This is a genomic window from Prochlorococcus sp. MIT 1342, from assembly GCF_047304495.1.
Lineage (GTDB): Bacteria > Cyanobacteriota > Cyanobacteriia > PCC-6307 > Cyanobiaceae > Prochlorococcus > Prochlorococcus marinus_D.
Window position 1 is genome coordinate 2,372,172 of sequence record NZ_CP138957.1, and the last position, 19,403, is coordinate 2,391,574.

Below are 19,403 nucleotides of genomic sequence, written 5' to 3' on the forward strand. Positions count from 1 at the left end.
CGGGATGTTGAGGTTACTCAGGCTTGGCTTTTGGTTCGTCGAGCAATGCAGTGATGCGGGCTTCTAGATCTTCTATTGCTGCTAGTTCATCGGCAAGGGTCTGACCTTTTAACAGCAAAGAACGGCTGCGGGAGTTGCGGTGATCGATCAAGTTGTTGTTGTCTGGTTCACCATGAAGCCATCCCTCTGCTTGCTCCAGTGTTGCTTCAAGCTTGTTGAGTAAGTTCACGCGCAGACTTTTCAGTTGAGCTACTGCTTGCCTTGCACGTTCCCGCGAGGTTTTATCCACCAATCCTCGCCGAAGGAGTAGTGATAATCCTGTCAGTAGGGCAGCAGGGATGATTTGCCCCAGTGCCAGCGCTCCTAGGCTGCTGGTTTGCATCAAGTCCTCGACTTGGCTGCTTCGATGTCGCCCGGTTTTGCACCAGTTAGCAAAGTGCTCACAATTATTGAAAAGTAGGTTGTAGCGCTGCTCTCCAATGCGACTCATCGCTCGTCTCAGGGTCACTCCTGAGGGAGAGGCCTGGGTGTGATTCACCACGTTCACAGGTGAACCGCGCGAGAAGTCTTCAAGGGAGCTGCGCAGGATTGACCGACCTTCTAGATAGTGAGCCACGCTGCCATCTCCAAGATCAATTCCGTGATGCAAAAAAAGTCCGTGCTGGCGGGGCACCTTTAGGTGGTCAGCCGTCGCCACTGGATCAGGCTGATTCCTGATGCGATCGCTCGTCGTTGGCTGGTAGAGGCAGCACCTTGCCGCCGGTATGTTCATCAACCATCGTGCGGGTCACGGTGAATTTCTTCACGTTCTGCTTGGAGGGAAGGTCGTACATCAAATCCAGCATTAACTCTTCGATGATGCCTCGTAGTGCTCGGGCCCCGGTCTTGCGCCGATGTGCTTCCTGGGCGATAGCTTCTACGGCATCTGATTCAAACTCAAGCTGCACGTTGTCCATGCTCAGCAGGGTGCTGAATTGCTTGACCAGTGCATCACGAGGTTCCGTGAGTATCGATTCGAGTGCTTGTGAATCAAGTGGTTCAAGCACTGCACTCACGGGAATGCGGCCAATGAATTCAGGGATCAAGCCATAACGCACGAGGTCGTCGGCTTCAAGGTGGTGCAGCACCTGTGAGGCCTGTAGATCACGATTGGCCCGGCTGCGCCCTCGACCATCGCTGGGCATAAAACCGATGGCATTACGGCCTAGTCGCTTTTGCACCACATCTTCGAGGCCAATGAAGGCACCACCGCAGATGAAGAGGATCTGGCTGGTATCGATTTGGATGCAGTCTTGATAGGGGTGTTTACGCCCTCCTTGAGGTGGCACGTTGGCGACTGTGCCTTCGAGCATCTTTAGCAGGGCTTGCTGTACTCCTTCACCGGATACGTCGCGGGTAATGGAGGGGTTTTCACTTTTTCGGGCGATCTTATCGATCTCATCGACGTAAATGATGCCGCGCTGGGCATGCTCCACGTCCATGTCGGCCTTTTGCAATAGCCGCAGCAAAATGTTTTCCACATCCTCGCCCACGTAGCCGGCTTCGGTCAGTGTGGTTGCATCAGCAACGGCGAAGGGCACATCCAGGAGTTCGGCCAGGGTCTGGGCTAATAGGGTTTTGCCACAGCCTGTTGGACCGATGAGCAGGATGTTTGACTTGTGGAGCCTGGTTGCAGATAGATCGGTTTCGCCTTGGCCGTCACCTTGCCAAGCCAGGCGTTTGTAGTGGTTATAGACGGCGACTGAAAGTACTTTTTTGGCAGCTTCTTGCCCCACCACTTGCTTATCTAGGAAGTTTTTGATCTGCTGAGGTTTGGGTATGGTGGCGAGTGTGGGTGCTGGCTTTCCACTTTTATGGGAAGCAGTTGCAGACTTGCGAGTTGACTCGCTGCTATGACGTGGGTTGCCTTGGCTATCGACAAGTTCTTCATCCAGGATCTCGGTGCAGAGATCGATGCATTCGTCGCAGATGTAGACACCTGGCCCGGCAATCAATTTGCGTACTTGGTCCTGAGACTTGCCGCAGAAAGAGCACTTTAGATGGGCGTCGAATTTGGCCATCGGGCTGTGATCACTTCAAACGGGCTGACAGGATCTGACGAATGTTGGCCAGCCTGAACGCTCAGGATCGTGTCAGATCAGGGTTGCGTCACCCTTCCGTAACGATTCCACCGCCTGTGAGGCTATCCACAACCCGATCGATCAGTCCGTATTCAACCGCTTTTGCTGGAGAAAGGAAGTGGTCGCGGTCAGTGTCTTCAGCGATTTTGTTGAGGGGTTGGCCAGTGTGTTCGGCGAGAAGGCCGTTGAGGGTTTCTTTTAAGAAGAGGATCTCTTTGGCTTGAATTTCGATGTCTACTGCTTGGCCCTGGGCACCACCCAGGGGCTGATGAATCATGATCCGTGCATTGGGTAGTGCCATTCGCTTGCCTTTGGTACCTCCGCAGAGAAGGAAAGCCCCCATGCTGGCAGCAAGGCCATAACAGATGGTCACGACGTCTGGAGCGACCTGCTGCATGGTGTCATAGATAGCCAAACCAGCGGTCACTGAACCACCTGGGGAGTTGATATAGATCTGGATGTCCTTTTCGGGATCTTCGGCTTCAAGGAAGAGCATCTGAGCAACGAGGGCATCTGCCACTTGATCGTCGACACCAGTGCCAAGAAAAATGATTCGCTCACGTAGCAAGCGCGAGTAAATGTCGAATGCCCGTTCTCCCCGGCCCGACTGTTCCACCACTGTGGGCAGGATCCCTGGTGATGAGACAGGACGAATGCCTTGCCAGCGATTGTGGATGGGGTGGTAGCAGCAGGAATCGATCACTCGCTTGGGCTTTAGGGGAGCACTTCTATCAATCTATTGGTGCCATTCAGGACTTGGTTTTGTCCGAGGCAGGTTTTTCAGTCTTGGCTTTGTTGGTCTTGGTTTTTGTGGATTTAGTTTTGCTGCCTTTGGATTTTGCAGAGGGCTTACTGGTTTTTGCTTCGCTTTCAAGTACCTTTTCGGTAATGGTGCTGTTGTCTTCGAGCCAGTCCAGCAATTTGTCTTTGAGTAAGTCGTCGCTAACAGCTTGACGCAACCTTGCCGGGTCAATATCGCGTTCGCCAGAAAGCTCGCGGCTTACTTCCTTGACCTTGGCGCTGATTTCACTCTCTTCTATTTTGAGATCTTCGCTTTCAGCTAGTGCAGTGAGGGCAAGACTGCGTCGTAGGCGCTCTTCGGCTTCTGGGCGTGATGATTCCATCAAGGAACGCACAAGCTCTGGGGTGAACATGGATTTCACGTCCATTCCCTGTTGAGCGAATTGACTGGCAGTTTGTTCAACAAGGTTGCGAATCTCTTGCTGCACAAGGGTGTTTGGTAGATCTACTTCCAGCTGCTCAGTCAATGCTTCCAGCAGTGCGTCATGACGATTGCTGCGATCACGACGCTTTGCGTCTTCCTGAAGACGTTGTTCTAGATCGTTGCGAAGTTCCTCAAGAGTTGCTTTGTCACTGGACTGCTGGGCGAAGGCATCGTCAAGATCAGGTAACTCGCGGGTTTTGAGCTCTTTGAGGTTGATTACAAAGCTGGCTTTACGGCCCCGAGCATCTTCTTTCGAGTAATCGTCTGGGAAGTGGCAATCAACAGTTTTCTCATCGCCCAAGTTCATACCGATAATCCCTTCCACGAACCCTGGGATCATTTGTCCATCTTCAAGATCGACATCCATGGACTCACTACTTCCGCCTTCGATTGCGCTGCCGTCGTCGTCGTAGGTGCCGCTGAAACTAACCACAGCGATATCGCCGATTGCTGCTGGGCGACTTTCGACGGGTACAAGGGTTGCTAGTTGTTTGCGGGATTGTTCGATCAATTCATCGACCTTGCTGGGATCGAAAGTCACCACTTCTGCTTCGGCTTGGAGCCCTTTGGTGGCCTTAAGTTTTGGGGTTGGGGTGACGTCTGTCTCAAGGGTGAGGGTCAGTGCCTCGCCGGGTTGAAAGCTTTCAAGAAGAGCGTCAAAGCCGCCACTGAGTTCGGGTTCGCAAAGTGGCTCGATTGATTCTTGTTCGAGGACTTCACGCCAGACAGCATCGACGAGTGATTCTAAGGCTGTTGCACGGATTCTTACCGGGCCGATCTGTTGCAGCAGAACGGCACGCGGCACCTTCCCCTTGCGGAAGCCTGGAAGATTGGTGGTGCGGCTTAAGCGGGTGACAGCGGCCTCATAGTTGGCCTGGCAGCGCTCTGCTGGTACCGCTACTTCCAGAGCAAGCCGACTATTGGGTTTCTGCGTGGTTTTGACCTGTAGTGCTGTGGCACTCATGGACGGACGACTGCGAGCAGAAGCCCACCCTAAGAAAGCGCCAGTTCATCTCTCAAGACGTATTGTGGTCTCAACGTCTTGCATGATTGAGGCTGTAGGGCTTTATCCCAGCTGGGTTCAATTTTTTATTGACATCGAACCCCTTAACTCAGTCAACACCCTGATCTCACCGCTTGCTTCCCATATCGTTTTTCCCCGATCGTCCCCTCACAGTTGCTGTGCTTGGTGCCAGTGGCGCAGTGGGTCAGGAGCTGCTGCAGCTACTGCAGGAACGTACGTTTCCCATTAGTGAGTTGCGCTTATTGGCATCTGCGCGTTCTGCGGGCCATGTTCAACCTTGGAATGGCTCCAGCCTCGTCGTTCAGGAGGTGAGCGCAGCTGCTTTTGAGGGGGTTGATTTGGTGCTCGCCTCAGCTGGTGGATCCGTATCGCGTCAGTGGCGGGAGGTGATCAACTCAGCCGGTGCGCTGATGATTGACAACTCCAGTGCCTTCAGGATGGATGCCGACGTGCCACTCGTGGTGCCAGAGGTCAATCCTGAGGCGGTTGCAGAGCATCAGGGGGTGATTGCAAATCCGAATTGCACCACGATTTTGTTAACTCTGGTGCTGGCACCTTTGGCTGCAAGACGTGCTTTGCGTCGCGTTGTTGTCAGCACCTATCAGTCGGCGAGTGGTGCAGGTGCACGCGCTATGGAGGAGCTCAAGCAGCTCACTCAGGTTGTTTTAGCGGGCGACACGCCTTGTAGTGAAGTGCTTCCTCATTCCCTTGCCTTCAACTTGTTCCTGCACAACTCTCCATTGATGGCCAATAGCTATTGCGAGGAGGAAATGAAGATGGTCAATGAAACGCGCAAAATTATGGGCCTTCCTGATTTGCGCTTTACCGCAACTTGTGTTCGGGTACCTGTACTTCGAGCCCATTCGGAGGCTGTGAATATTGAGTTTGACGAGCCTTTTCCAGTGGAAGAAGCTCGCCAATTGCTGAAGGTGGCAGCGGGGCTCGAGTTAATCGAAGATTTTGAGCAGAATCGCTTTCCCATGCCTACCGATGTCACTGATCGCGATCCGGTTGCGGTGGGTCGCATTCGGCAGGACATCAGTGATCCCAATGCTCTCGAGCTTTGGCTATGCGGGGATCAGATTCGTAAAGGTGCCGCTCTAAATGCGATCCAAATTGCAGAATTGTTGTTGTCGTCATCATGAGCTCTGCTGCTGAGTTGTCTCCAACTCCTTTTGGCCGTTTGCTGACGGCCATGGTCACACCTTTTGACGCTGATGGATGCGTTGATCTGGCTTTGGCTGGTCGTCTTGCTCGCTATCTCGTGGATGAGGGATCTGATGGGCTGGTTGTCTGCGGCACAACTGGGGAATCGCCCACTCTGAGCTGGCAGGAGCAGCATCAATTGCTTGGGGTGGTCCGTCAGGCAGTGGGGCCAGGCGTGAAGGTTCTTGCCGGTACTGGTAGCAATAGCACCGCTGAGGCGATAGAGGCCACCACTCAGGCAGCTGCGGTGGGTGCTGATGGGGCATTGGTGGTTGTTCCTTATTACAACAAGCCTCCGCAGGAAGGTCTTGAAGCCCATTTCAGGGCTATTGCCCAGGCTGCCCCTGAGTTGCCGCTGATGCTTTACAACATTCCTGGGCGGACTGGCTGTTCGCTTGCTCCAGCAACAGTTGCAAGGTTGATGGAATGTCCGAATGTGGTGAGTTTCAAAGCCGCCAGTGGCACCACGGATGAAGTGACGCAGTTGAGGTTGCAGTGTGGTTCAAAATTGGCTGTTTACAGCGGCGACGATGGCTTGCTTTTGCCCATGTTGTCGGTGGGGGCTGTTGGGGTGGTGAGTGTCGCAAGTCACCTTGTAGGTCGTCGGCTGAAGGCGATGATTGAGGCCTATCTCAATGGTCAGGGTGCTCTTGCCCTCAGTTATCACGAGCAGTTGCAACCTTTGTTCAAGGCTCTATTTGTTACCACTAATCCGATTCCTGTTAAAGCAGCCCTCGAGCTCAGCGGTTGGCCGGTCGGATCCCCCCGCCTCCCTTTGCTTCCTCTTGATCCCGTGATGCGAGATGCTCTTTCAAACACCTTGACTGCCTTGTGTCAGACCTGACGCCACGGCTTTTTCTCACATTGATTGCTTGACGCTTTAGCTTTTCGCCATGAGCGCTCGCTTCATTTCAGTCCCCAAATAGTTTTCGTACGCTTTTGTCATGACGTCTAGTTCCTCCATTCCCAGATCCACCTCTTCTAGAGACGGTAAAGCCAAAGAGCCCTGCTTACGAGTGATTCCCCTTGGTGGGCTCCATGAGATTGGCAAGAACACCTGCGTGTTCGAGTACGGCGACGACATCATGATGGTGGATGCTGGCCTGGCATTTCCCAGCGATGGAATGCATGGCGTCAATGTGGTGATGCCAGATACCAGTTATCTACGCGAGAACCAAAAGCGCATCCGCGGCATGATCGTGACCCATGGTCATGAAGATCATATTGGTGGGATTCCTCATCACCTCAAGCACTTCAATATTCCAGTGATCTATGGCCCGCGTCTGGCCATGTCAATGCTCCAGGGAAAGATGGAAGAGGCTGGTGTTACAGATCGCACCACGATCCAGACCGTGAGTCCACGGGATGTAGTCAAGGTTGGACAACACTTTTCGGTGGAATTTATCCGCAATACCCACTCGATGGCAGATAGCTTTTCGCTTGCCATCACCACTCCTGTTGGCTCGGTAATCTTCACAGGAGACTTCAAGTTTGACCATACTCCTGTGGATGGTGAAAATTTTGATATGGCTCGCCTTGCACATCACGGCGAGCAAGGTGTTTTGTGTTTGTTCAGTGATTCAACCAATGCTGAGGTGCCTGGCTTCTGTCCACCTGAGCGATCGGTATTTCCTGCTTTAGATCGCCATATTTCTCAAGCTGATGGCCGAGTGATTATCACAACTTTTGCGAGCTCTATTCACCGCGTTTCAATGATTTTGGAGCTGGCTTTGAAGAATGGACGAAAAGTTGGTTTGCTTGGGCGATCGATGCTCAATGTGATCGCTAAGGCGCGTGAACTTGGCTATATGCGTGCTCCTGATGATCTGTTCGTACCAATCAAACAGATTCGTGATATGCCTGATCGTGAGACTCTGTTGTTGATGACAGGGAGTCAGGGCGAGCCGTTGGCTGCTTTGAGTCGCATCTCACGCGGTGAGCATCAACATGTGCAAGTCAAGAACTCTGACACGATTATCTTTTCGGCGAGTCCGATTCCGGGTAATACGATCTCAGTTGTTAATACCATCGACCGCTTGATGATGCTTGGAGCCAAGGTGGTCTATGGCAAGGGAGAGGGTATCCATGTGTCTGGGCATGGCTTCCAGGAGGATCACAAGTTGATGCTGGCTTTAACAAAGCCAAAGTTTTTTGTGCCTGTACATGGTGAGCATCGCATGCTTATTTGCCACAGTAAGACTGCGCAGTCGATGGGTATAGCAAGCGAAAATATTTTGATTCTTGATAATGGTGATGTTGTTCAACTTTCAGCTGATTCGATTAGTAAAGGAGACTCAGTAAAAGCAGGAATTGAGCTTCTTGATGCTTCTCGCAATGGCATTGTTGATGCTCGTGTTTTGAAAGAGCGCCAGCAACTTGCTGAAGATGGTGTTGTCACTGTGCTGGCTGCAATCAGTACCGATGGAGTGATGGTTGCACCGCCAAGAGTGAACTTGCGAGGTGTGGTGACCGCTGCTGACCCCCGCAAGATGTCGATTTGGACTGAACGGGAAATAAGCTGGGTGTTGGAAAACCGCTGGAAGCAGTTTTCTCGTCAAACAGATGGCAAAACTCCTGAAGTCGATTGGATGGGTTTGCAGCGAGAAGTGGAAGTGGGTTTGGGTCGTCGAATGCGTCGTGAGTTGCAAGTTGAGCCCTTGCTTCTGTGCCTAGTTCAGCCTGCACCAGGCGGAACACCTGCTTATAAAGGTATGGCTGATGCTGAACCTGAAGATCGATCAGTGACCCGCATTCGTGGTGATCGTGATCTGGCTAGTAACGGACGCCGAACTCCAGCTGCGGCTCCTGTCAAGGTTGCGGCAGCTGTGTCAGCAACGTCGACTACGAAGAAGGTTGCAGATCAAGCCAATGTCAAGACTCAATCTGAACCTGAGTCAGCAGAGGTGCCTGCCGGTCGCACACGCCGTCGCCGCTCAGCGGCGGCTTAAGACCATCCAGAAGTTTTTGAGGCGAGTTGTCAGCGTTGCTGATGTTCGCTTCTTTGACTGCAATTGACTGGTCTCCTGCTTGGCAAGGTCAGCGGAAGGGGGCATGGTCACGCGCAACAATGAATCATTTAGGAGGTCATTGTTCGTTGCTTGTGAGATGGCCTCTGGGGGGATTTTTGCTTGCTTGAAAGTGTCCTGTTTAGGCTTTTTGATTGGGTTTACTTCTGATTTCGCTGTTGGCATTATTTCGGTTTCTGTATTTAGATCTGATTTGATTTCTAGGGCTTTCGCTGTTGTCGATGGTTCTTGTTTCGCATGAACCTTTTGTTGAATATCAGTATTTTGTGCGTAGTTTGTCTGCTTAGATATCTGTGCAGTCTTCATGCTATCTGCAATGAGTGTTGATTCCATTTTGGCTGTAGATTTAGAATGATCTGCTTCTGTCGCTAAAGTTTGGGCGGCTGGAAATAGGAAGGGATCACGAATCAGATCAGCCAGAGACTCTGACATTTCATTGCTCAATGTCCTTGCCTCTTGTTGATTAGCCTGCTGATCTGATTGAGGATGTTTGGCTTTATTGGCCTCATTAATGTTTGGGGTCTTTGTAGATAGGAAGGGATCATTAATCAGGCTTTGCCGTGGTTCTGTGACTTCAGCTTTTAGAGCTATTGGCTTGTGTTTTGTGGATTGTTTAGGGGTCGGGCTTTGAGGATGTTCTTCTGTATCTGCAGGCTCTCGTTGCAATTCGCCTTGGCATCGTTCTAAGCCTTGTTCGGCGAGTTCTTTCAAAGTGTCTTGTGGTTGGCTATCTAGAACCAGGTGGTAGTGGTGTTGGGCTTGTTGGACATCGTTTATTCCGTAGAGCTGGACGTGGCCCATTAGCAGAGCAACAAAGGCCTGCCAGGCCAGGATTGCTTCTTGCTCAGGTTCTTTCTGCTGCAGCTCTAGCTGGCCTAGCAGGCGTTCACAGATTGATTGAGCTGCTTCGTAATTTCCTGCCCCATAGGCCTTCTCGGCGGCCAGGTACTGCTGTTGGAAGTCACCGTCCACCGGAGTCAGTCGTGATGTTCTAGTTGTACCGAGTTTCGCTGCCATTGGACTTTCCAGCCCTGCGCGAGGTGTAGAGATCCAGGTGGTTTGCCGGGGGCAATGCTTTGGCTGATCTGTTCAAGTTGGACTGCTGGCAGAGTTGGTGCTCCTGATCGCTTGAGCCAATAGGCCAACAGAGTTGTTCTTGCTGTGATCGGTAGTTGGGCAAGGTCCTTACGACAGAGGCCGTTTTGCTTGCTGAGTTTGTTTAGAGCCAGCATGGCGATGGCTTGCTGGTCCGCATGGTGATGGCTGAGCCTTTCGGCGAGAGCGGCCATGCGCAAGCTGCAGCCAGGATGGAGAGATTCCAGTACTGGGAGCACTTCTTGGCGGACTCGGTTGCGGCTGAAGTCTGGATTGGAATTGGCAGGATCAAGCCAGATTGGTAAGGACAGCTCGCTGCAAATCAGGGCGGTGTCCTCACGCGAGAACCCCAGCAAAGGGCGTATGAGCTGCACGTTTTTGTGAGGATGGTCTTTGCTGATGGGCCTGCATTGGCGCATGCTGCTCAGTCCCGCGAGGTCCGTACCTCGGGCAAGGTTGAGTATCAAGGTTTCAGCTCGATCAGAACTGGTGTGGCCTGTAAGCACATACCGGCATGGATGGTTTGGGTTGTTGGATGACAAACGTTCTGCGTGAAGTGTCAGTTGTTCATATCGCCAATGTCGCGCTGTGGCTTCGTTGTTGGTTTGTCCAGGTTTGGCTTGATCAGACCAGAAGCTCAAGTTGTGTGATTCACACCAATTCTTTAGTTCAGTTGCGATCGTTGCTGATTGTTTATGCCAGTTGTGGTCGCCATGCCACACCTCTAAAGACCAGCCATGTTTGCGTTGCAGATCGATCAATAGACCAAGCAGGGCCATCGAATCTTGACCGCCGGACACGGCGATCAAGAGTGAGGCTTCTGCTGGCAGTAGATCTGGATTCGCTAGCAGTTTGTGATGGAGACGCGCGTGCCAGGCGCTCCAGGGCAGCTGCGCTGAGCTGGATGAGGCCATGGCGCAGTGGTCATTCAGCTGAGGTCAGTTTGCCGTGCAGGAGCCTGGCAAATGGGAGTATGGAGCTATAGATCGTTGATGAAATGACCCGTCTCGCTCAGTTGCCAACACATTTGCGTCAGCGTCTCGAGCAGCGCTCGGCCCTCAAGGTGATTGCTGGTTTGATGAATTTCGAGGCCCTCTCGGTGGCGCAGGTCGCGCGGGCTGCTGGCCACGGTGGCGCTGATCTGATTGATGTGGCTTGTGATCCAGAGCTAGTGCAACTGGCGATCAGGGAATCCGCTGGAGTTCCGGTTTGTGTGTCAGCGGTGGACCCTGAGCTTTTCCCTGCAGCGGTTGCAGCTGGTGCTGCCATGGTGGAAATTGGAAATTTCGATACTTTTTATCCTCAGGGCCGCATCTTTGGTGCCGCCGAAGTCTTGGAGCTGACTCGTTTAACCAGGGTGTTGTTGCCTGAGGTGGTGTTGAGTGTGACCGTGCCCCATGTGTTGCCGATGGATCAGCAGGAGCAACTGGCAGTGGATCTGGTTGCTGCCGGTGCTGATCTGATTCAGACGGAGGGCGGCACGAGCGCTAAACCATTTAGCGCTGGAAGTCTCGGCTTGATTGAGAAAGCTGCTCCCACTTTGGCTGCTGCACACAGCATTTCTACCGCACTGAAGGCTGCTGATCGGGTAGTGCCTGTGCTTTGTGCTTCTGGTTTATCGGCAGTGACGGTGCCCATGGCTATTGCTGCTGGTGCTGCTGGTGTCGGTGTTGGATCGGCGGTGAACCGTCTCAATGATGAGCTGGCGATGGTTGCTGTTGTGCGGGGCTTGCGTGAAGCTCTCAGTGCGCCCAAATTTGCATTAATTCACTAGCGTTAATTAATGTCTAGTCAGCTACTTTGAGTAGTCTTCTTTAAATGTTTGGATCGCTCGGCTGGTTGCTGCAATGGCCCATTCGGGCCCTCATTTTGTTGTTGGTTGCTGCGTTGCCCCTTGGCATTGAGATGGCCAATTTCAGCACAGCTTTGTGGTCGGCCTTGATGATTGGCCTATTGGGTACATTGTTGATCGTGCCTCTCAAGTTGCTGTTGGGTCCATTCTGGGCAATTACGTCCTTGGGGGGGCTGATCTGGCCAGTGTCGTTTTTGTTCAACTGGTTGATCACGGTCCTTTTATTTGCTCTGGCAGCCTGGCTCATTAATGGTTTTCGGCTCAAGAACGGTTTGCTTAGTGCCATCTTCGGCGCTGTCTTTTACAGCGTTGTGAGCACGATCGTGTTGCGATCTCTCTGCATCGCTGATGTTGAGTTCACGAGAGCTGCTTTGCTTTCAGCCTGAGAGTTCAAGGCATTGTTTAGCAGGTCATCAGCGTTGGAGAAAGTCTGGGATAGCCCGTTCCTTGCATCTGCTCATAAGCTAAGCGGCTGCCCGTTACGGCCCTAATGCCGAAGTATCACCTCAAGGCGCCCTATAGCCCGAAGGGGGATCAGCCCACTGCGATTGCTCGGTTGGTGGAGGGGGTCAATCAGGGCCAGCGTTATCAGACGCTTTTAGGAGCTACCGGTACGGGTAAGACATTCACGATTGCCAATTTGATTGCTCAGACTGGCCGACCGGCCCTTGTATTGGCTCATAACAAGACGCTTGCTGCTCAACTTTGCAATGAGTTTAGGGAGTTCTTTCCTGATAATTCTGTTGAATATTTTATTTCTTACTATGATTATTATCAACCCGAGGCTTACGTGCCTGTTAGTGATACGTATATAGCCAAGACATCTTCGATTAATGAAGAAATTGATATGCTGCGCCATTCAGCAACGCGCTCGTTATTTGAGCGAAATGATGTCATTGTAGTAGCTTCAATCAGCTGCATTTACGGCCTAGGAATACCAAGTGAATATCTAAAAGCTGCTGTCAAGTTTAAAGTTGGTGAAACACTCAATATCCGCAGTGCATTACGGGAGTTGGTTGAGAACCAATATAGCCGTAATGATATTGACATTACGCGGGGTCGCTTTCGCGTGAGAGGGGATGTTTTGGAGATTGGCCCTGCTTATGAAGATCGGCTAGTGCGTATTGAGCTTTTTGGTGATGAGGTAGAGGCAATCCGTTATCTGGACCCAACAACAGGTGAGATTTTGCAAAGCTTGGAAGCCATTAATATTTATCCGGCCAAGCATTTTGTGACTCCTAAAGAGCGACTCAATGTTGCAGTTCAAGCGATTCGTGATGAGCTGCGTGGGCGTTTGCAGTTTCTCAATGAACAAGGCAAGCTTTTGGAAGCGCAGCGTTTGGAGCAACGCACTACCTACGACTTGGAGATGTTACGGGAGGTTGGTTATTGTAATGGTGTTGAAAACTATGCCCGCCATCTGGCTGGCCGTTCTGCGGGAACGCCTCCTGAATGTTTGATTGATTATTTCCCTGAGGATTGGTTACTGGTTGTGGATGAAAGTCATGTGACCTGTTCTCAGCTTAAGGCGATGTACAACGGCGATCAAGCTCGTAAGAAAGTTTTGATTGAGCATGGTTTTCGATTGCCTAGTGCTGCTGACAATCGCCCTCTCAAGAGTGAGGAATTCTGGAGGAAGGCGAGGCAAACTGTATTTGTTAGTGCGACGCCGGGTGATTGGGAGCTGAAGCAGAGTGATGGTCATTTGGCTGAACAGGTGATTCGGCCCACAGGGGTTCTTGATCCCTTGGTGGAAGTGCGACCGACGCAAGGCCAGGTCGACGACTTGTTGGCGGAAATCCGTATCAGAGCAAAGAAGCAGGAGAGAGTGTTAATCACCACCCTGACCAAACGTATGGCGGAAGATCTAACCGATTATCTGGCTGAGAATGATGTGCGCGTTCGTTATCTACACTCGGAAATCCATTCAATCGAGCGGATTGAGATTATTCAGGATTTGAGATTAGGCGAATATGATGTTCTTGTGGGTGTCAATCTTCTTCGAGAAGGTTTGGATCTTCCGGAGGTGTCGTTAGTGGTCATTCTTGATGCTGATAAGGAAGGTTTCTTACGAGCGGAGCGGTCGTTGATTCAGACCATTGGTCGTGCGGCTAGGCATGTGGATGGGATGGCACTGCTTTATGCAGACAACTTGACAGATTCGATGGTAAGAGCGATTAGTGAAACTGAGCGAAGACGCGAGATTCAAAAGGCTTACAACGAATTGAATGGCATCTTGCCAAGGCCAGCGGGTAAGAGAGCTAGTAATTCGATCCTTTCGTTTCTCGAGTTATCAAGGCGCTTACAGACGGATGGTAAAGATGCTGACTTGGTGCAGATTACTGGGCGGGCTGTTGATGCGCTTGATTCAGATCAGGATGCTGGCTTAGCCCTTGATGCTTTACCTGAGTTGATTGATCAGCTCGAAACAAAGATGAAAGAAGCTGCCAAGAATCTTAATTTTGAGGAAGCAGCAAGCCTGCGCGATCGTATCAAGAAGTTCAGGCAGAAGCTGATTCGCAATACTTGATCATTGGCCATTGTTCATGCGATCCAATTATGTAGAAAGTACCTTTTGTTTGCATTCCATTTGATACTTGTAGTTGTCGGAAGTTTGATCCTTGTGCATTCGCCTCAATGGCACGGTTTTTTTCAACCAAGACAACGACTTGAGGAGTCTTTAGCGAGTTTTTCTGGAGCCGAAATAAGCTCGAAACAACTTTGTGGTGGGTAGCCTATTGAGTTCGTGCATGAGTTCATTTAGGCAGGGCCGCGAATTGGTGTAAGGGTGCTTAGCGGTGCATCTGATTAGCTCGCAAGCATTCCAGCCACAGGGCTTTAAATGGCTCATTGGGCACGATTAGATTGCGGTGAAGGTTGATGTCTTCAGAGGTGCCCTGCCTCTTGATTAGTAATGAATTCATCCATTTGCTTCAGCATCTGCAAGGTGATCTAAAGGGTGTTGACCCACTGGGATGGCTCGTCTCTGCTGAGGCTGTTAGTGGTTTTGGTTTATTGCAGGAAGCTGAGGCCTATATCCTTCAGAAAAAGACTGGAAGGTTGGCGCAACGTTTATTTGGAGCTGAATCAAGCCATGAAAACTGTCTGTCTTTCTGCTGAATGATTGCCTAGCTGAACTTCTCAGCCATTACGAGTTCCTTTGCACTGGATGATCAGCTTCTTCACCCAGCCCAAAGCCTTTATGCACTGATTGCAGCGCCTTGACCCCATCGGGTTCAGCCACCACGCAACTTGTGCGGATTTCACTGGTGGCGATCATGGCGATATTGATCTTTGCATCTGCGAGAGCTCGGAACATCCGCCCTGCTGTACCTGCGGTGGCGGGCATGCCTGCACCCACTGCGCTTACCCGGGCGATTGCAGGACCGTCTTCCAGATTGGCTCCTGGCCATTGCGCAAGTAGGGGGGCAAGAGTCTTATTGGCTTGCTCTCGCTCATCGCGCTTGAGGGTGAAGCTGATATCCCGGCTTCCATCGTCATGTTGTCGCTCCGATTGCACGATCGCATCGAGGCTGATTCCTGCCTCTGCCATCGCTGAACAAAGAGCTGCTGCTGTCCCAGGCCGATTCGGCACCCCTCGCACACTTAGCTGGGCCTGACCTTGATCGAGTGCTACCCCTCGAACCTCTGGTTCACCTTTGCCGTTGACCAAAGGATTGATGCGTACTTGGCTGTCGCTGAGTTCAAAGGCTGTGCTGACTGCACGCAGGGCTTTGCTTCCCAGCGTTGCATCGATGACGCAGCTGACTTTCACCTCACTGGTGGCGATCAGCCGTAGGTTGATTCCTGCCCGTGAGATCGTGTCGAAAAGGCTTGCGGCGATACCGGGGCGTCCCATGATTCCTGCTCCGCTGATGCTTAGTTTGCTCATTCCGGCTTCAGCTGAGAGTTGGCCACCGATGGTTTTAAGCAGCCCTTCGCAAAGTGAGTGGGCTTTCGCTAAGTCGGCTTCGGCCACTGTGAAGGCAATGTCATTGCTGTTGCCTTCATGGGTTGATTGGATGATTAGGTCCACATTCACGCCATCGCTAGAGAGGTTCTCAAAAAGTGTGGCTGCGACACCCGGTTGATCTGGCACGTGAGAGAGGGCGATCACGGCTTGACCTTCGGCAAGTTCAACGCCATCCACAGGCCTACCAAGCTCTAGACCTTCTCGACCGATGGGGCGCTTTGATTTGCTTGTGAGCTTGGTTCCGGCTTCGTTGCTCCAGCTAGAACGCACGACTAGGGCGACTCCAAAGTTGCGGGCGATCTCGACTGCACGGGGGTGCAACACAGAGGCGCCCAGACTGGCCAGCTCAAGCATCTCGTCGCAACTCACTTCTTGCATTAGTTGGGCATCGCTGACCTGACGTGGATCACTTGTGAGCACTCCTGGTACATCGGTGTAGATCTCGCAGGCATCTGCTCCTAGGGCGGCTGCTATGGCAACTGCAGATGTATCTGAACCACCGCGGCCGAGGGTGGTGATCTCTGCGGTGCCAACGCTGCTTAGGCTTGTGCCCTGGAAGCCTGCTACGACTACCACCTTGCCAGTGCTCAACAGGGATTGCAGGCGCTCAGTGCGGACGTCGAGGATTCGAGCGCGGCCATAGGCAGACTCTGTCACGATGCCCACTTGGGCTCCAGTCATCGAAATGGCTGGTATACCCAGTTCATGCAGTGCCATTGAAAGCAAGGAGATCGAAACCTGTTCTCCGGTGGCTAGCAGCATGTCCATTTCCCGTTGAGGGGGATTGCTGCTGATCACTTTCGCTAGGGCTGTGAGTTCATCAGTGGTTTGGCCCATAGCGGATACCACAATCACCAGGTCGTGGCCAAGATCTTTGCTGGTCGCAATCCGCTCAGCGACGGCTTGGATGCGCTCGACGTTGCCGACGGATGATCCGCCGAATTTTTGCACCAGCAACGCCATCCATGCCTTTGACACACGTTCTGATTATTTCAGCGTGTCGTCACTGGATTAGGGAGTGCTGAGTAACCCGTCGCGGAAGGCATCAGTAGGGATTGCACCTCGCTTGAGGGCGGCTTCTACTTCAAGCAAGCGACTGAGCAGGGTGAGGAATCGCTGCGGTGGTCGGCCCTGTAGCTGTTTGCGCATCACGTAGATCCGCTTGGGGTTGCCAATGCCTGCTGCTTTGGCAATCACGTTCACATCTCGTTCCCCTTGCTGCTCCAGCAAACTCACCCAAAGCCACCCTCTGATTTGGCCTGTCAAGGTGGCCACGATGCGAAGTGCTGGCTCACCGGCATCAAGGAGTGCATCCAGACGTGCGATCGCTTCTCCGGCATGGCCTGCCAAGAGTGAATCGCCAACCTGTAGTGCATTGGTGGCCATTCCCTCAATCAGCGCGGCTACGTTTTCGGCTTTAATCAAAGTTGGTGATTGGTTAGCAGTTGCGCTTTCTTGGCGAATGTCGGCATGGAGAGCCAGTTTTTGCAGCTCTGCGGTGAGTCGCGTACTGTCATTGCCGATGGCTTCCACCAGCGCTGTAGTGGCTTCAGGCTCCAGCTGCAGACCTAAGTCGCGGGCGGTGCGTTCCACCAGCTCCTGCTGACCGGCACCATCCCAGATCGCCGGCAGCTGAAAGCTTTTTTCGCTGGCTTGCTTCAACTTCACAAGCTTTTGTAAGGCCTTCGTTGTTCGCAGTCGGCCGTCTGGTTTGTTGGGGTTGCATAGCACCAGGTGGCTGGTTTCTGGAATCAGATCCAGCACGTCTTCGAAACGATTGGCAAGTTCGCTAGGGCAAGCGTTGCAGAACGGACTGCGCTGTAACAGCACAAGTCGTCCGCCACTTCCGAAGGGTGGTGTGCGTGCTTCTGCCAAGGCTTGGCTGGCTTGCCCAGCATCAGCTCCATCGAGGCGGCTGAGGTTGATGCTGCTCCATGCTTGATCGACAACATCGCCGATCAGAGTCTCGATGGCGTGGTCTCGGGCGGCGGCATCATCGCCCCAGATGAGATGGATCGGCATTGCAGCGGCAGACCGAAGATCGTTATCTGATGATGCTTGATGTCTATCCGGCTTAAGGCAGAAACGTGAAGTCGCTTGATCATCCGATCTTCATGGAAAGCATTCGTCGCATTCGGGAGCAGTTGGGGGTAACGGGTTTGGATCCCTTGCAGCAGCAGGTGTTGGAGCGTTTGATTCACAGCAGTGGGGATTTTGGCCTAACTCCTTTGCTGCGCTTTAGTCCAGAGGCTTGTGAGCTTGGGCTGGCTGCCTTGCAGGCCGGCGCGCCAATTCTCACTGATACGGCCATGGCAGCTGTAGCAGTGCAGCGGATGGCGCGACGCACACTCAAGACATCAGTTCGCTGCGTGCTGGAGTGGGCGCCGGATGAGGCACCAAACGGTTCCACGCGTACAGCCGAGGGCTTGCGATCTGCATGGCAAGAATTGGTGGCTAAAGATGTGGATCAACAAGCGCCGATTGTGTTGATTGGGAGTGCACCAACGGCCTTGGAAGCTTTGTTGGATCTGGTGTCTAGAGGGGCCACCCCACCTAGTTTGATTATCGGCATGCCTGTGGGGTTTGTCGGTGTGGCTGAAAGCAAGCGCAGGCTTTCGGCTAGTGGGCTGGCTCAGATTCGTCTTGAGGGCAGTCGTGGTGGGGCTGGTCTGGTTGCAGCGACGGTCAATGCTCTGTTGCGGGCGTCAAAGTTGCCTGAGTGAATCGGTTTTACTCTGGAACTGGCCAAGTAGTAGTTGTAAATAGCTCACACTGCGCAGTTTGATATTTGCAGTGAGCGACATTCCTACTTGCAAGGGAAGCGTGGTGCCGTTCTTGAGTTTGAGTTGTTGGCTGTCGAGCTGAATGGTGGCTGGGAAGCGGTATTCCTGTCGCTGTTCTTGTTGATCGGGTGGAAGTGCGTCGGAGCCAATCGAGGTCACCTTGCCTTCCAGTACCCCGAAGTCTGTAGCGGGGAAGGAATCAATACTGATGTCAACGGACATGCCTTCGCGAACGAAACCAATTTTGTTGCTGGGGATTTCCACATCGGCTTCCAGGTTGTTGAAGGGCACGATCTTGAGCACCGGTTCACTTGACTGGGCGACAAAGCCAGGAGTGGTTGGCTTGAGATCAAACACCACCCCATCCACTGGAGAACGCAAAGACTGGTATTTCAGCGTTACTTTTGCTTCAGTGAGTTGAGCCTTAAGCTGGGCTAATTGGGAATTGAGCTGTTCAATGTCTTGATTGAGGATTGATTGTTGGCGAGCGCCATCCAATTTCTCTTTGGTTACCCTTCCACGCAGTTCTCGTACCTTGTTGCGTTGCTGTAAATACTGAAGCTCAGAGGAAGCGCCCTGTGCGCTAAGAAATTCAAACCGGCTAAGGATTTGTTGTTCAAGGGCCAGATTATCTCTGGTTGTGGCGACTTGTTCTCGGCTGAGATCTAGCGTTCCCTGTTGTTCTTCAAGTTTGAGCTTTAGTTGTTGCTGTTTTTTTGTCAACTGAGCTTCTAAGGAGTTCACTTGTTCTGAGGATGTTTCAGTGTCGAGTTGGATCAGAATTTGACCTTTACTGACGCGATCACCTCCTTTGATAAGGATGTCCCTAGCGACTCCTCCAACTGGGATTTGAATCTCTTTTACATCGCCTACTGGTTCAAGTTTGCCTTGTGCGACAACGATTTCTTCCGTGCGCGCGATGGCCAACCAGCCCAAAGCAAAGGCAGTGGTGCCCATCAGGCTCCAGGTCACGGCGCGCATCCAAAAGCGGCTTTGCTGGAGCACGCTTTCATCGTGTGAGACAGAGTTCACTTTCTGCTCTAGTTGGTTCTGAGCTCTGCGGATCAGTCCGCCGACGGGGTTGGGCTTGTTGGTCATT

The 19,403-nt window shown here is 52.3% G+C and carries 18 protein-coding genes; 9 read left to right on the forward strand and 9 right to left on the reverse strand.

Annotated elements, in window-relative coordinates:
* Window positions 1–13 precede the first annotated feature (13 nt).
* The 4 genes from SIB79_RS12085 to tig form a co-directional block, all read right to left on the reverse strand.
* Complete coding sequence (locus tag SIB79_RS12085; RefSeq protein WP_063404280.1) at window positions 14–697, reverse strand: lecithin retinol acyltransferase family protein; 684 nt, start codon at window positions 695–697, stop codon at window positions 14–16.
* A 4-nt stretch (window positions 698–701) separates the two neighbouring features.
* Window positions 702–2,060, reverse strand: coding sequence for an ATP-dependent protease ATP-binding subunit ClpX (clpX, locus tag SIB79_RS12090; protein ID WP_063404278.1), 1,359 nt, complete (start codon window positions 2,058–2,060; stop codon window positions 702–704).
* 88 nt (window positions 2,061–2,148) lie between these two features.
* Window positions 2,149–2,823, reverse strand: a complete 675-nt coding sequence (gene clpP / locus SIB79_RS12095) for an ATP-dependent Clp endopeptidase proteolytic subunit ClpP (RefSeq protein ID WP_063404276.1) — start codon at window positions 2,821–2,823, stop codon at window positions 2,149–2,151.
* A 46-nt stretch (window positions 2,824–2,869) separates the two neighbouring features.
* On the reverse strand, window positions 2,870–4,309 hold the full coding sequence (tig, locus tag SIB79_RS12100; protein WP_063404274.1) for a trigger factor: 1,440 nt from the start codon (window positions 4,307–4,309) through the stop codon (window positions 2,870–2,872).
* 173 nt (window positions 4,310–4,482) lie between these two features.
* On the opposite strand from tig, the gene SIB79_RS12105 reads away from it, so the two are divergent.
* The 3 genes from SIB79_RS12105 (at window position 4,483) to SIB79_RS12115 (ending at window position 8,523) form a co-directional block, all read left to right on the forward strand.
* Complete coding sequence (locus tag SIB79_RS12105) at window positions 4,483–5,514, forward strand: aspartate-semialdehyde dehydrogenase (RefSeq protein WP_063404272.1); 1,032 nt, start codon at window positions 4,483–4,485, stop codon at window positions 5,512–5,514.
* Window positions 5,511–6,419 carry a 4-hydroxy-tetrahydrodipicolinate synthase gene (gene dapA / locus SIB79_RS12110; RefSeq protein ID WP_011129444.1) on the forward strand — a complete coding sequence of 303 codons (909 nt, stop codon included), beginning with the start codon at window positions 5,511–5,513 and terminating at the stop codon, window positions 6,417–6,419. The genes SIB79_RS12105 and dapA overlap by 4 nt, the downstream gene beginning before the upstream one ends.
* 100 nt (window positions 6,420–6,519) lie before the next feature.
* Window positions 6,520–8,523, forward strand: a complete 2,004-nt coding sequence (locus SIB79_RS12115; RefSeq protein WP_063404270.1) for a ribonuclease J — start codon at window positions 6,520–6,522, stop codon at window positions 8,521–8,523.
* Here the strand turns inward: SIB79_RS12115 and SIB79_RS12120 are convergent.
* Window positions 8,509–9,312, reverse strand: a complete 804-nt coding sequence (locus SIB79_RS12120) for a hypothetical protein (RefSeq protein WP_236072690.1) — start codon at window positions 9,310–9,312, stop codon at window positions 8,509–8,511. The genes SIB79_RS12115 and SIB79_RS12120 overlap by 15 nt on opposite strands.
* 8 nt (window positions 9,313–9,320) lie before the next feature.
* Here SIB79_RS12120 and SIB79_RS12125 point away from each other — a divergent pair, with 8 nt between their 5' ends.
* Entirely contained in the window at window positions 9,321–9,596 is a 276-nt protein-coding gene (locus SIB79_RS12125) for a hypothetical protein (protein WP_236072689.1), read from the forward strand.
* On the opposite strand, the gene tilS is transcribed toward SIB79_RS12125, so the two are convergent.
* Window positions 9,579–10,610: a tRNA lysidine(34) synthetase TilS gene (tilS, locus tag SIB79_RS12130; protein WP_063404268.1), complete on the reverse strand. Its 1,032-nt coding sequence runs from the start codon at window positions 10,608–10,610 to the stop codon at window positions 9,579–9,581. The genes SIB79_RS12125 and tilS overlap by 18 nt on opposite strands.
* An 83-nt stretch (window positions 10,611–10,693) precedes the next feature.
* Between tilS and SIB79_RS12135 the strand changes: the two genes are divergently transcribed.
* The 4 genes from SIB79_RS12135 to SIB79_RS12150 all read left to right on the forward strand — a co-directional run bounded on the left by SIB79_RS12135 (window position 10,694) and on the right by SIB79_RS12150 (window position 14,668).
* Window positions 10,694–11,470, forward strand: a complete 777-nt coding sequence (locus SIB79_RS12135; RefSeq protein ID WP_063404266.1) for a DUF561 domain-containing protein — start codon at window positions 10,694–10,696, stop codon at window positions 11,468–11,470.
* Window positions 11,471–11,514: 44 nt separating this feature from the next.
* A complete protein-coding gene (locus tag SIB79_RS12140; RefSeq protein WP_063404264.1) occupies window positions 11,515–11,934 on the forward strand; it encodes a phage holin family protein in 420 nt (139 codons plus the stop codon).
* Between the two features lie 104 nt (window positions 11,935–12,038).
* Entirely contained in the window at window positions 12,039–14,078 is a 2,040-nt protein-coding gene (gene uvrB, locus SIB79_RS12145; RefSeq protein WP_063404262.1) for an excinuclease ABC subunit UvrB, read from the forward strand.
* Window positions 14,079–14,428: 350 nt separating this feature from the next.
* Window positions 14,429–14,668, forward strand: a complete 240-nt coding sequence (locus tag SIB79_RS12150) for a hypothetical protein (RefSeq protein WP_063404260.1) — start codon at window positions 14,429–14,431, stop codon at window positions 14,666–14,668.
* A gap of 28 nt (window positions 14,669–14,696) precedes the next feature.
* Here the strand turns inward: SIB79_RS12150 and SIB79_RS12155 are convergent, their stop codons facing one another.
* Together SIB79_RS12155 and holA are read right to left on the reverse strand one after the other, a co-directional pair.
* Window positions 14,697–16,484, reverse strand: a complete 1,788-nt coding sequence (locus tag SIB79_RS12155; RefSeq protein ID WP_063404258.1) for an aspartate kinase — start codon at window positions 16,482–16,484, stop codon at window positions 14,697–14,699.
* 48 nt (window positions 16,485–16,532) lie between these two features.
* Entirely contained in the window at window positions 16,533–17,543 is a 1,011-nt protein-coding gene (gene holA, locus SIB79_RS12160; RefSeq protein ID WP_063404256.1) for a DNA polymerase III subunit delta, read from the reverse strand.
* Between the two features lie 92 nt (window positions 17,544–17,635).
* Between holA and SIB79_RS12165 the strand changes: the two genes are divergently transcribed.
* Window positions 17,636–18,244 (forward strand): precorrin-8X methylmutase, encoded by a 609-nt coding sequence (locus tag SIB79_RS12165; RefSeq protein ID WP_063405296.1) that lies wholly within the window; start codon window positions 17,636–17,638, stop codon window positions 18,242–18,244.
* On the opposite strand, the gene SIB79_RS12170 is transcribed toward SIB79_RS12165, so the two are convergent.
* Window positions 18,227–19,402 carry an HlyD family secretion protein gene (locus tag SIB79_RS12170; protein WP_063404254.1) on the reverse strand — a complete coding sequence of 392 codons (1,176 nt, stop codon included), beginning with the start codon at window positions 19,400–19,402 and terminating at the stop codon, window positions 18,227–18,229. The genes SIB79_RS12165 and SIB79_RS12170 overlap by 18 nt on opposite strands.
* Window position 19,403 lies beyond the last annotated feature (1 nt).

Excerpts from the sequence above, each read along its gene's own strand:
- clpX (WP_063404278.1), bottom strand. The coding sequence starts at position 2,060 with ATGGCCAAATTCGACGCCCATCTAAAGTGCTCTTTCTGCGGCAAGTCT.
- tig (WP_063404274.1), bottom strand. The coding sequence starts at position 4,309 with ATGAGTGCCACAGCACTACAGGTCAAAACCACGCAGAAACCCAATAGT.
- dapA (WP_011129444.1), top strand. The coding sequence starts at position 5,511 with ATGAGCTCTGCTGCTGAGTTGTCTCCAACTCCTTTTGGCCGTTTGCTG.
- SIB79_RS12115 (WP_063404270.1), top strand. The coding sequence starts at position 6,520 with ATGACGTCTAGTTCCTCCATTCCCAGATCCACCTCTTCTAGAGACGGT.
- tilS (WP_063404268.1), bottom strand. The coding sequence starts at position 10,610 with ATGGCCTCATCCAGCTCAGCGCAGCTGCCCTGGAGCGCCTGGCACGCG.
- SIB79_RS12135 (WP_063404266.1), top strand. The coding sequence starts at position 10,694 with ATGACCCGTCTCGCTCAGTTGCCAACACATTTGCGTCAGCGTCTCGAG.
- SIB79_RS12140 (WP_063404264.1), top strand. The coding sequence starts at position 11,515 with ATGTTTGGATCGCTCGGCTGGTTGCTGCAATGGCCCATTCGGGCCCTC.
- uvrB (WP_063404262.1), top strand. The coding sequence starts at position 12,039 with ATGCCGAAGTATCACCTCAAGGCGCCCTATAGCCCGAAGGGGGATCAG.
- SIB79_RS12150 (WP_063404260.1), top strand. The coding sequence starts at position 14,429 with ATGTCTTCAGAGGTGCCCTGCCTCTTGATTAGTAATGAATTCATCCAT.
- SIB79_RS12155 (WP_063404258.1), bottom strand. The coding sequence starts at position 16,484 with ATGGCGTTGCTGGTGCAAAAATTCGGCGGATCATCCGTCGGCAACGTC.
- holA (WP_063404256.1), bottom strand. The coding sequence starts at position 17,543 with ATGCCGATCCATCTCATCTGGGGCGATGATGCCGCCGCCCGAGACCAC.
- SIB79_RS12165 (WP_063405296.1), top strand. The coding sequence starts at position 17,636 with ATGGAAAGCATTCGTCGCATTCGGGAGCAGTTGGGGGTAACGGGTTTG.
- SIB79_RS12170 (WP_063404254.1), bottom strand. The coding sequence starts at position 19,402 with ATGACCAACAAGCCCAACCCCGTCGGCGGACTGATCCGCAGAGCTCAG.